This window comes from Shewanella sp. FJAT-52076, from assembly GCF_019457455.1.
Classification (GTDB): domain Bacteria; phylum Pseudomonadota; class Gammaproteobacteria; order Enterobacterales; family Shewanellaceae; genus Shewanella; species Shewanella zhangzhouensis.
Window position 1 is genome coordinate 708,972 of record NZ_CP080415.1, and the last position, 11,844, is coordinate 720,815.

10 protein-coding genes and 1 riboswitch are annotated in these 11,844 nt (G+C 51.6%); of the genes, 6 read left to right on the top strand and 4 right to left on the bottom strand.

The annotated features are described in order from the left end of the window. Positions 1-162 precede the first annotated feature (162 nt). Positions 163-2,370, top strand: coding sequence for a S9 family peptidase (locus tag K0H79_RS03045; RefSeq protein WP_258405518.1), 2,208 nt, complete (start codon positions 163-165; stop codon positions 2,368-2,370). A 171-nt stretch (positions 2,371-2,541) separates the two neighbouring features. Here K0H79_RS03045 and arcA read toward each other — a convergent pair whose 3' ends face one another. Further along, positions 2,542-3,258: a two-component system response regulator ArcA gene (arcA, locus tag K0H79_RS03050; RefSeq protein WP_011758719.1), complete on the bottom strand. Its 717-nt coding sequence runs from the start codon at positions 3,256-3,258 to the stop codon at positions 2,542-2,544. A gap of 571 nt (positions 3,259-3,829) precedes the next feature. Here arcA and K0H79_RS03055 point away from each other — a divergent pair. The 3 genes from K0H79_RS03055 (at position 3,830) to K0H79_RS03065 (ending at position 7,165) form a co-directional block, all read left to right on the top strand. Further along, positions 3,830-4,306 carry a DUF3293 domain-containing protein gene (locus K0H79_RS03055; protein ID WP_220078073.1) on the top strand — a complete coding sequence of 159 codons (477 nt, stop codon included), beginning with the start codon at positions 3,830-3,832 and terminating at the stop codon, positions 4,304-4,306. Positions 4,307-4,389: 83 nt separating this feature from the next. Further along, positions 4,390-4,565: riboswitch (Lysine riboswitch) on the top strand. A 138-nt stretch (positions 4,566-4,703) separates the two neighbouring features. Continuing rightward, positions 4,704-6,062, top strand: coding sequence for a lysine-sensitive aspartokinase 3 (lysC, locus tag K0H79_RS03060; protein WP_220066729.1), 1,359 nt, complete (start codon positions 4,704-4,706; stop codon positions 6,060-6,062). Continuing rightward, on the top strand, positions 6,062-7,165 hold the full coding sequence (locus tag K0H79_RS03065) for a succinylglutamate desuccinylase/aspartoacylase family protein (protein WP_220077269.1): 1,104 nt from the start codon (positions 6,062-6,064) through the stop codon (positions 7,163-7,165). Before lysC ends, K0H79_RS03065 begins: the two co-directional genes overlap by 1 nt. Positions 7,166-7,224: 59 nt before the next feature. Here K0H79_RS03065 and asnC read toward each other — a convergent pair whose 3' ends face one another. Beyond that, positions 7,225-7,686: a transcriptional regulator AsnC gene (gene asnC, locus K0H79_RS03070; protein ID WP_011758723.1), complete on the bottom strand. Its 462-nt coding sequence runs from the start codon at positions 7,684-7,686 to the stop codon at positions 7,225-7,227. 78 nt (positions 7,687-7,764) lie between these two features. Further along, positions 7,765-8,439, bottom strand: a complete 675-nt coding sequence (gene rluA / locus K0H79_RS03075; RefSeq protein WP_220078074.1) for a bifunctional tRNA pseudouridine(32) synthase/23S rRNA pseudouridine(746) synthase RluA — start codon at positions 8,437-8,439, stop codon at positions 7,765-7,767. Between the two features lie 155 nt (positions 8,440-8,594). Between rluA and K0H79_RS03080 the strand changes: the two genes are divergently transcribed. Together K0H79_RS03080 and K0H79_RS03085 are read left to right on the top strand one after the other, a co-directional pair. After that, on the top strand, positions 8,595-10,769 hold the full coding sequence (locus tag K0H79_RS03080; RefSeq protein WP_220077270.1) for a winged helix-turn-helix domain-containing protein: 2,175 nt from the start codon (positions 8,595-8,597) through the stop codon (positions 10,767-10,769). A 326-nt stretch (positions 10,770-11,095) separates the two neighbouring features. Next, entirely contained in the window at positions 11,096-11,281 is a 186-nt protein-coding gene (locus K0H79_RS03085) for a hypothetical protein (RefSeq protein WP_041409663.1), read from the top strand. A gap of 274 nt (positions 11,282-11,555) precedes the next feature. Here the strand turns inward: K0H79_RS03085 and K0H79_RS03090 are convergent, their stop codons facing one another. Continuing rightward, positions 11,556-11,843, bottom strand: coding sequence for a hypothetical protein (locus K0H79_RS03090; protein ID WP_220066732.1), 288 nt, complete (start codon positions 11,841-11,843; stop codon positions 11,556-11,558). Between the last annotated feature and the right edge of the window lies 1 nt (position 11,844).

The following is an 11,844-nucleotide window of genomic DNA, read 5'->3' on the forward strand; positions in this document are numbered from 1 at the left end:
AGATTGGTGATATTTTCAGTGGCTTTGCCATCGGCTATTACTTTGGCAGGGCCGAAGTTTTCGGGCAGAATGGTTGGCTTACAGTCGATAACTGATTTGAATTACACACCTCACGAACCACCCATGGAAAAAACAATGATTAAAAAAATCGTGGCTTCATTGATGTTGGCGGGCGTTGCCGTCTCCATTCAGGCTGCGCCGGCCTTTCCGGGCGCAGGAACTGAACCTCTGGCAATCGAGCGCATGTATGCCTCCCCTGCATTGGCGGGCAGCAGCCCCCGTGGTCTGGCGCTGTCTCCCGATGGCAGCAAGGTCACCTTTTTGAAGGGCCGCGCCGACAATCAACACTTCTATGATTTGTGGCAGATGGACGTGGCGAGCGGCCAGGTAAGCCTGCTGCTGGATGCCGACAAACTGGCGGGCGGCGAGCTTTCCGATGAAGAAAAGGCCCGCCGCGAGCGCCAGCGCATCTATGGCCAGGGTATTATGGAGTACTTCTGGGCCAAAGACGGCGAGGCGCTGCTGATCCCGGCTGCCGGGCAGCTGTATTACTTTACCCCCAAGAGCGGCGATGTGCGTCTGCTTGCTACTGGTGAAGGTTTTGTCACCGATGCCAAGCTGTCGCCCAAGGGCAACTATGTCTCCTTTATCAAGGAGCAAAACCTCTATGTGTATGAGCTGGCAAGCAATAAGCTCACACAGCTCACCAAAGACGGTGGCGGCGCTGTCAAAAACGGCATGGCCGAATTTGTGGCTCAGGAAGAAATGGATCGCATGACCGGCTACTGGTGGTCGCCTGATGAAGCGCGCATTGCCTTTACCCGTATCGATGAGTCGCCGGTGGAGCTGGTGACCCGCAATGAAATCTATGCCGATGGTATTAAGCTCACCGAGCAGCGCTACCCCTATGCTGGCAAGGACAACGTGGAAATCGCTCTGGGGATTGTTGCCTTGGGTGATGGCAAGGCCGACTGGGTGGATTTGGGCAAAGAGAAAGATATCTACCTGCCGCGGGTGAAATGGCTGCCAAACAGCACTGAGCTCAGTTTCCAATGGCAAAGCCGTGACCAACAGACCCTGGAGCTGCGTAAAGTGGCGGTGGCAAACCCCGGCAAGACAGAGCTGCTGGTGAAAGAAACCAGCAAGGCCTGGGTGAACCTCAATAACGACCTGCGCTTTTTAAAGGATAGCGGCGATTTCCTCTGGGCCTCAGAGCGAGATGGATTCAGCCATATTTACCTGTTCGATGCCAGGGGCAAGGTTAAGCGTCAGCTTACCAAGGGTGACTGGACTGTGGATGGTATTGCCTATGTTGATGAAAAGGCAGGCCTTGTGTACTTCAGTGGCCGCAAGGATAAGGTCATTGAGCGTCATCTGTACCGGGTGAGCCTCAAGGGCGGCGAGATTGAACGTCTCTCAACCGAAGCCGGTATGCACGGCACCGTGTTTGCTGAAAACTGCCCTGTATATCTGGATTACTTCAACAGCCTGTCACAGCCGCCGCAGGTGAGTTTGCACGATTCGGCCGGTAAGCATCTGGCCTGGGTGGAAGAAAACGCCGTCAAAGCTGGCCACCCACTGTATCCCTTTGCCGGTCTGTGGCAGCTGCCCGAGTTTGGCACGCTGAAGACCGACGATGGTCAGGCGCTGCATTACCGTCTGTTCAAGCCGGTGAATTTCGATGCCGCCAAAAAGTACCCTGTGGTGGTGCGGGTTTATGGCGGCCCCCACGCGCAGCTGGTGACCAACAGCTGGAGCGAGCAGGATTACTTTACCCAGTACCTGCTGCAAAACGATTATCTGGTGTTTCAGCTGGATAACCGCGGTTCGGCTAATCGCGGCACCAAGTTCGAGTATGTGATTTACCAAAACCTCGGTGATGCCGAGGTGCGCGACCAGATGGCCGGGGTGGATTACCTGCGCACGCTGCCCTTTGTGGCAGGGGATAAGGTGGCGATTTACGGCCACAGCTATGGCGGTTACATGGCACTCATGAGTCTCTTTAAGGCGCCAAGCCACTTTAAAGCGGCGATTTCCGGCGCCCCTGTGACCGACTGGCGCCTGTACGATACTCATTACACCGAGCGCTATATGGGCCATCCGGACCGCAACGGCGAGGGTTACGACAAGGCGAGCGTGTTCCCCCATGTCGGCGGCTATCAGGGCGGGCTTTTGATGTACCACGGTATGGCGGATGATAACGTGCTGTTTGAAAACTCGACCCGGGTTTACAAGGCGTTGCAGGACGAAGGCAAGCTGTTCCGTATAGTGGATTACCCCGGCTCCAAGCACTCGATGCGCGGTGAGAAGGTGCGTACCCACCTGTATCGCACCCTGGCAGATTTCCTCGACAGCGAGCTTAAGCGCTGAGCGATGGCTGAACTCCAACCCTAATAAAAAGGCCTGTCATCGACAGGCCTTTTTTGTACGGCGTTATTGGCTTTACGAACATGTGCCGGAACAGCGCAGAGGCTTGTATCTTTGGGAAATATAATAAAAAAAGCCAATCCGAAGATTGGCTTTTTAAAGAGGGGTTATCCCTTATTCGTCCAGGTTACCGCAGAAGCGATAGCCTTCACCGTGGATGGTGGCGATGATTTCTGGCGTGTCCGGCTGGCTTTCGAAGTGCTTACGGATACGACGGATAGTCACGTCTACGGTACGGTCATGTGGCTTGAGTTCACGGCCGGTCATCTTCATCAACAGATCGGCGCGGCTCAAAATTTTGCCAGGGTTTTCAACGAAGTGCAGCATGGCACGGAATTCGCTGCGTGGCAGTTTATAAGACTCACCGGTTGGGCTGACCAGAGAGCGGCTGTTGATTTCCAGGCTCCAGTCATTGAAACGATAAACCTCGACCGCGGCTCTTTCTTCGACTTCGGCGCCAGCGCTATTGACGCGAGTCAGAAGGTTACGGGCACGAATGGTCAGCTCACGTGGGTTGAACGGCTTGGTAATATAATCGTCCGCGCCAATTTCAAGACCCAGGATCTTGTCCACTTCGTTGTCACGGCCAGTCAGGAAAATCAGGCCAATGTTGTTGATTTCACGCAGTTCGCGTGCCAACAACAGCCCGTTTTTACCTGGCAGGTTGATATCCATCACCACCAGGTTGATTTTATTTTCCTGCAAGGCTTTATGCATTTCTGCGCCATCGTTGGCCTCAGTCACCACATATCCCTCGGCCTCAAAAATACTTCTTAATGTATTACGGGTAACGGCTTCGTCTTCTACGATCAGAATGTGCGGATTTTGCATAATCAAGTACCTAAATTTAAAACAAATCTGTGCTAATCGGGTGTGTCGGCTGACTGTCAGCCAGGCCCTGCTTTTTTATTCCGGCAAGACCCAAATAACCTGAGGAGGTAAAGAGACAACGCCTTGGGGCACACTCTACGACTAGTTCAATAATCCTCCCTCAAAGGGAAGCGCGAACTGTACTCACTTCGATAAAAAACTACTTGCTGAAGTTCCCAAGTCGTTATTTTTTTTCAAAGTATAAATGTTAAATTGAATATGGATCACATTTTGTACAGTTGTTTAGCCAAGTTACTGACATCAGCGGAAAATTTGTAACAGCCTGTATCAAATGAACGGCTGAATGATTTGGATGGCTAACGCTGTCAATTGTACTCGTTTTAGGCATTTGTTAACAATTGAAATGTTAACAAATCCTTTGTAGTCGCCGATTAATTATCATTAATATTGCTTATGTTATTGAATAATATATGAACTGATGATGGTCGGAATGAGATCCAGCTCACAAGGCTAGGCAGCGTAACAGAGTCTGCTAAACTATCTCAGGTTCTTTTGCATGATTATCACTGACATGGAAAATCATTCACAGCAGCTTTGGAACATCTATCAGTCGGCAAGTTTCTTGTTGACTCAACACCTTTCTCCCCACGCACACTTTGCCATTATCACGGCCTTTAACCCCATGGGTGAGCTCCTGGATGCCTGCCAAAACCGTTTGCTTGACCGGCAACTGTTAAGGGATATAGAAGCTTTGGGCGTGCCTTATCGTGCCCTGGTCGGCACCAATGAGCAGTTATCCCACATGGAAAAAAGTTGGGCCGTGTTTATGGAACCTGACGACAGCGTTCGTTTGGCTCATAAATACCGGCAAAATGCGCTCTATTATGTGATGCGGGACGAGCTGATGTTGCTTCCCTGCCGAATGGACAGCGAACCCAAGAAGCTGGGGTCCTTCCGCTCCCGGGTTCGGCTGGTGCATGAATTGCCTGAGTTGGTACCAACCGACAGGGCAGAGGGTGTGGCATCATTGGGATTCCAGTTTCTGTGAACACAGCATTTTTTCAAGTTGCATAATTTCGCATTGACTTGAATACCGCTTTATTGCTACTTTTTTCGTCCCTTCCCCGCGGAAGGCACAGAAGAGGAGCGTCAACTAGGTAGCAGGTTTGAGGAGCAATCACTCCGAAGACGACCTGTGAGGGAGATTGGCGCCGAGGCAAAACCACGTGCTTGAGTGCGTTTTGTCGGTCGTTCAGGCTGAATCCTGACGATTGTCACCTGTTATTTGGTGGAGAGCTTCTGGTGACGATCGCTTTTCCCTCCTTTTGGGGTGCCGTATCTTTGCACCAGGCTCTTCGAACGAAGTCAGTTCGGAGATTACTCATGAAAACCCGTTTTAGCTTGAATGTCGCTGTCTTCCACTCGCCGTCGATGGAGGTGTGCTGATGTCTCTTGTTGTAGCCAAATTCGGTGGCACCTCGGTCGCCGACTTCAATGCCATGTCACGCTGTGCCGCCATAGTGCTGGCCAATTCTGCTACCCGTTTGGTGGTAGTCAGTGCATCCAGCGGTGTGACCAACTTGCTGGTAGAGCTGACCCAGGCCACAGTGACCGATGAGCGTCGCCTGCAACTGCTCAAGCAGATTGCGCAAATTCAATATGCCATCCTCGATAAGCTGGAGCGCCCACAGGATGTGGCTGCCGCGCTGGATGCCCTGTTATCACGCATTTCTGTGCTGAGCGAGTCGCTCATCCTCAATCGCAGCAAAGCTATCATGGACGAGCTCCTGTCCATGGGAGAGCAATGCTCTGCGCTGCTGTTCTCAGCGGTGCTGAGGCAGCAGGGTGCCAAGAGCAGCAGTTTCGATGTGCGTCAGGTCATGCGAACCGACAGCCACTTCGGCCGCGCGGAACCTCAGATTGAAGATATAGCGGCACTGGCCAGGGATTTCCTGCAGCCATTGCTCGAACGGGACATAGTGGTAACACAGGGCTTTATCGGTGCCGATGCAGAAGGTCGCACCACCACCCTGGGTCGCGGTGGCAGCGATTATTCTGCCGCCCTGCTGGCTGAGGCCCTGCGTGCCGATGCTGTAGAGATTTGGACCGATGTGGCCGGTATTTACACCACAGACCCGCGCCTGGCTCCCAACGCCAGACCCATTGCCGAAATCAGCTTCAATGAAGCGGCCGAAATGGCTACTTTCGGTGCCAAGGTATTGCACCCTGCCACGATTTTGCCGGCCGTACGTCAGCAAATTCAGGTGTTTGTAGGGTCAAGCCGCGAACCAGAAAAGGGCGGCACCTGGATACGCCATCAGGTAGAAAATCCCCCTATTTACCGCGCAGTGGCCGTGCGCCGCGATCAGACGTTGTTGAACCTGCACAGCCTGCAGATGCTCCATGCCCGCGGTTTCCTGGCTGAGACCTTTGCGACTCTGGCGCGTCATAAAATCTCGGTTGACCTTATCACCACCTCAGAAGTGAACGTGTCACTGACGTTGGATAAAACCGGCTCAGACTCCACCGGCAGCGGTTTGCTCAGTGAAGCCTTGCTGCAGGAGCTGTCTCAGCACTGCCGGGTTCGGGTCGAGGACAATCTGGCGCTGGTGGCCATTATTGGTAACCGTATCGCCAGCACGCCGGGGATTTGCCGTCAGGTGTTTACTGTGCTCGAAAACCACAATGTGCGGATGATCTGTCAGGGCGCGAGCCCCCATAACCTGTGCGTTCTGGTAGCAGAGAGTGAAGCGGCGCAGGTCGTGAAGGCGCTGCACGAGAACCTGTTTGAAGGTCAGGCATAATGCGCGTCGATAAACACGAAGTTCGGGTCGGTGAGCTGGCTGCGGGTCAGCCACTGTCTTTGCCTGTGTATCGCTTTAAAGGCAAGGGGGCCGGCCCCAGTGTGTATATTCAGGCCAATGTCCATGGCGCAGAGGTGCAGGGCAATGCGGTGATCTATCAGCTGATGAAACTCCTTGAGCACTACGAGCTTCTGGGGGATATCATTCTGGTGCCGCTGGCAAACCCACTGGGTATCAACCAAAAAAGTGGCGAGTTTACCCTCGGCCGTTTCGACCCTATTACCGGGGTCAATTGGAACCGCGAGTATCTGGACCATGGGTTTAATATCGAGGTCTGGTATCAGGAACACGCCCATCTGGATGACGAGTCGCTTATCACTGCATTTCGCGCCACCCTGGTGGAAGAATGTGCCCGCAGACTGAATAGTCCCTGGGGGGTTACCACAGGGCACAGGCTTGCGGTTACGCTGCAATCCATGGCTCACAGGGCCGACATAGTACTCGACCTGCATACCGGCCCCAAGTCATGCAAGCATCTGTATTGCCCGGAATATGAACGCAGCGCCGCCCAATATTTTTCAATACCTTATACCTTGCTCATTCCCAACAGCTTTGGCGGCGCCATGGATGAGGCGGCTTTTGTTCCCTGGTGGACACTGGCCGAGGTGGCTTCCAGCCATGGTCGTGAACTTGGGGTGAGAGTCTCGGCATTAACCCTGGAGCTTGGCAGTCAGGAACGCATAGATTTGGATGATGCGCTGGAAGATGCGGAAGGTATTCTGGCCTATTTGAGCCATCGTGGTGTGATTGCCGAAACCGTGTTGCCCAAACCCATGAAACGCTATGGTTGTTTCCTGAAAAACTATCGTAAGTTTCATGCCCCCAAAGCGGGTATGGTGGAATACCTTGGCAAGGTGGGCGTGCCGATGAAGGCAAGCGATCCCTTGGTGAACCTGTTAAGACTGGATCTCTACGGTACAGGTGAAGAGCTGACTGTGCTGCGTCTGCCTGAAGATGGCGTGCCCATACTGCATTTTGCCTCGGCTTCGGTACATCAGGGCACCGAGCTTTATAAGGTGATGACCAAGGTCTTTGAGCTCTGACTCAGCCAATAAAAAAACACCGGACTTGAGTCCGGTGTTTTTTTATTGCTATATCCCAATCAGGGTTTAACCGCCCGCACTATGGGGTTTTGCAGACTTATCAGGGTCTCGGTTGACTGAATTTCGGCGATGGACTGGATGCGATTAATGAGCACATGCTGCAGACTGTCGATGGACTGGCACATGACTTTCACGAAGATGCTGTAATTACCTGTGGTGTAATAGGCCTCTACCACTTCTTCCAGGGCATTGAGTTTGGAAATGGCGGCGGGATAGTCACCGGCGCTTTTAAGGTTAATGCCGATAAAGCAGCAAACGTCGTAACCCAGGGCTTTGGGATTAACAGTGATTTGGGCGCCGGTGATGATGCCGGCCTGCTTCATCTTTTCTACCCGAACGTGAATGGTGCCGGCGCTGACACCAAAACGCTTTGCCAATTCAGCAAAGGGGGTGCGGGCATCGGCCATCAGGGCCTCGAGGATCTGGTTGTCCAACTGATCGCGCTGAAATGATGTATCCACTGCTAACTGCTCTAACTACCGAATGATTGAACAATAATTTACGGGCTTCAGTATTATTTTTCCAGTGAAAAGGTGACTTTACTGATTAGTCGTCGCCTCTGCGAAGGGAACTTCTGTGCTGAAGGTCATGGCCTCGCCACTGTAAGGGTGGGTAAAGCTGAGACTCGCGGCATGAAGCAGTAAGCGATCGGCAAGGGACTTGGCCAGTGGGTCGGCGTAAAAGCCATCACCGAGAATGGGATGACCAAGGGCCATCATATGTACTCTTAGCTGATGGCTGCGTCCGGTAATAGGTGTCAGCTTAACCAGGGTGGAGCGCTTGCCGTAACTGATGACGTCGACATGGGTCAGCGAGGGTTTGCCAATCTCATGGTCTACTTTCTGCCTTGGTCTGTTGGGCCAATCACAAATCAGTGGTAAATCCACGCTGCAATCAGCTTTGACATGACCAGCCACCCGGGCAAAGTAGGTTTTGTGGGTTTCGCGGTCGCGAAATTGGCGTTTCAGTTCGACTTCGGCACTCTTTCGCAGCGCATACACCATCACCCCGGAGGTCGCCATGTCGAGTCTGTGAACCACCTGGCTATTGGGATGTTCGGCCTTGATCCGGCTCCAGGCGCTGTCATGGTGAATGGGATCCCGGCCCGGTACCGACAATAAACCGCTGGGCTTATTGATCACTATGATGTCCTTGTCCTGATGCAATATGTCCAGCCAGGGGTCTATGGGGGGATTGTAGCTGAAATCGTCCATCATGGTTCTCGGCACGGCGTTAGGGGCGCTTAAGATACCCAAGGGGGCAAAGGGCGGCAAGCCTAAAGCAGGCTTTCTTGGTTCTTTGCTTCCACTCCTTCGCCGATATTGATTAAATAACACAAAAATAAAGACTGAGTAACAAAGCGAACAGCATGTTTAATAATAAAAAATACCGCCTCGGCCCCTTCATGGTTATCCCAGAGCGGTGTGTGATTGCCAAAAATGGCTCTGACACCAAACTCGAACTTCGGGTGATGCAGGTATTGGTGTGTCTGCTTGAGCGTGCCGGTCGTCCAGTCAGTCGCGACGAGCTTATCAGGGAAGTGTGGCGCGGTGGCCAAGTCTCCGACAATGCCATCAACAGGATTATTGCGCAGCTGAGAAGTGCCTTGGGCGATGACGCCCGAAGCCAACAGGTTATTCAAACTGTCCCCAAGGTCGGTTATTTGCTGATAGCAGAGGTGGAATCACTTGAAGGACAGGCTGTAACACCTGCTGATTTGACGCACACTTCGGAAGTCCGGCATGCAAAGGCTCCCGTGGCGCCGATAGACATTAAAGACAGCCAGCAGCATGACTCCTCAGCAATGGCAGCAGATATTAAGCCTGTGCCTGTCAAGCAAAAGCCTGGTCATCTCATCCTGGCGACTTACGCATTGGCGGGCGTACTCCTGTCTGTGTTGGCATTCGTCGTTTGGGATACTGTGACCCAGAGCGACAAGTCAAAAGCCGAACCCGTGCAAGACAGCATAGCTTCATTGTTGCCTATAACCTCACTGGAGGGGCAGGAGGTCGATCCCGTGTTATCACCGGATGGCAACAAGCTGGCATTTGCCTTTCGGGATCTCAATGCAAAAGAGTGGCGTGTTCTGATACAGGACCTGACCACGGGGCAAGTTTCACTGGCTGACAACTCTCCAACAGCTTATAACCAGCGCTATCCGGCCTGGAGCGATGATGGTGGCCATTTGGCGTACCTGAACTTTGATGGTAAAGGTCGCTGTGAGCTGATTCTGCTGGATTTGCTGACCCGAAACGCCAAGGTCGTTTCCCAGTGTGACAAAGCCACCCAATCCAGTGCGTTGGCCATAAGGGGGCAGGAGCTCTACTTCGTGGACTCGGACGGCATTGAAGATTTTAAAAAGATTTATCAGGTCAATCTGAATACCTTAAAGAAAGAACAACTCAGCCGCCCCCACAGCATAGGTCGCGGGGATTATGGCCTTAGCCTGTCGCCGGATAAGTCGCAAATGGCGGTACTGAGAAACTTAAGCTGGTTTGATACCCAGTTGATGGTCTTTAACTTCAGTACCGGAGAATGGCGCCAGGTGCTTAAGGTGGGTTACCCATTAAAGAGCGTAGCCTGGTCGGCAGATGGTAAGGGTTTGATCTATAGGGCGGAAGAAGGCCAGCTGCACCGTTTCGATTTAGATACCAACGAGCGCGTTCGTCTGACCAAGATACTTCAGGAAATCAACTCTCCTCGCTCAAACAGCAAGGGACAAACGGCCGCTGTCGTCGGCGAGTTGATGGAAGAAGAGCTGTGGCATTGGTCAGCGCCGGGCAATACCAAACCCGAGCCATGGGTGTCATCCAGTCGCCGTGATTATCGTGGTGCCATCAGTCCAGACGGCGCCTTGACGGCTTTCGTCTCCAATCGAACCGGTTTGCCACAAATATGGCTGAGGAAACAGAAAGGTGAAGAAATCAAACTCACCCACTTTGACCGGTTTTCATTTATAGACGAACTGATATTTTCCCCGAATGGTAAATTGCTTGCTGGTACTATTAATGGAGCTGCCTTTACCTTGGACATTGCCAAGTCGGCAATTCATTTTATTCCTGGAAGAACCTCGGTGAGAAATATTTCATTTGGGATGAATGATGATGAATTAGTGCTGTTCTCTTCTGAGGCTGGGAAACGTCAACTTCAACTGGTGGATATGCGAACTGGAAAAACACTCAATCTGTTGGCAGAAAGTGGTTTTTCTGGAAAGTTCGATAGAGCATCAGGCGAGTTTTACTATTCTAAAATGAACAGTTCGGGAATATGGAAGTTAATCCAGGGTGTGGAAACGCAGGTAACCGATAAAATCACGCCCCTCTTTTCAGGTGGTTGGCATGTGGCCCAAGGCAAAATCTGGTACCTGAAAGGTGATGATGGTTTAACCAAACTAATGGAGCTGGACGTCAATAATGACAGAGAGTTTGCGCATCCAATACAAATTACCAATGTGTCTATGAACACACTCTCAATGACAAACAACAACCAAGTGCTCTTGTCTGTGTTGGCTCATGCCAATACTGATATATTTTTAGTTAATTAAATCAGCGACTTGTTTGTTCGTCACTTTTTCGTAACCTTTTCCTTGTCGCCAAATCAGAACGCCCGGGCCTAATGTTGAACTCATCAACTGGCCCGGTTGCGCACAACAAAGACGCCTTACCCTGAGTCGCTTTGAGTTGCTAATCCGCTGGTCGCAAAAAGCAATGGCGCATCCCCGTGGCCGGGTCGGTTGATAATTAATGTGTTAACTGCTGAATGTGTGAGCATCTCCCACTCGTATATCGACTGGCGACTGACGCACGGCATTCTGCAGCCATTTATCAACCTTGGATCATTAAGCCTTTTTTTGGCGTGGAGAGTTTAGTTATGAAAAAATATATCACTATGGTATCTGCAGCAGCACTTTCAACTGTATTTGCTGTGCCATTTTATATGTCACATGTAGAGAACAAACAGCAGGAAGAAGCACCAAAGCTTGCTATTTGTGAACCATTTCCAGATTGCATTATTTATCGTGTAGATGATAACGGAGAATTAACGCAAGAGCGTTAATCAGTTGCTGAATACCCGTAGTCATCTATTCCCAATTTTAATTAGCGAGACATGTCGTTAATTAAATACCTGCGAAATAAAAGAAGGTAGTTTATGTGGTCTATCAGTCTATATATCGTAGGGGCACTGAGTGGATTATTTATAATCTATTACGTGTTCATCAATGTGGTTCTTGCGTCCGAGGAATCATGTTTGCTCGACCAAAAGGACGACTAAATCTCCCTTTCCGCCAAAGCCGGCACCTTGAATCTTCTTGGTGCCGCTTTTATTTATGCTACAAACCGGCATCTCTCAAGTGCATGATGGCAAAGGTCCATACCACAAAGGCCAGGGTGCAGTGCACCAGCGCATAAAATCCCTGATCGAGACGCCGCATTCCCCGTGCATGCCAAATAAGCCAGACGTGGGCGGCGAGAATGAGTGGGTACATCGCCAGCAAGGGATAATAAAAGACCGGGCTGCCGAGTCCTGCAATGGCACGCCCCACAAGGGCCCAAAGGACAATGAAGCCTGTCATCAGCGGTGGGATAGCATTACGGTATTGGTCTGGGTAAGGAAACATA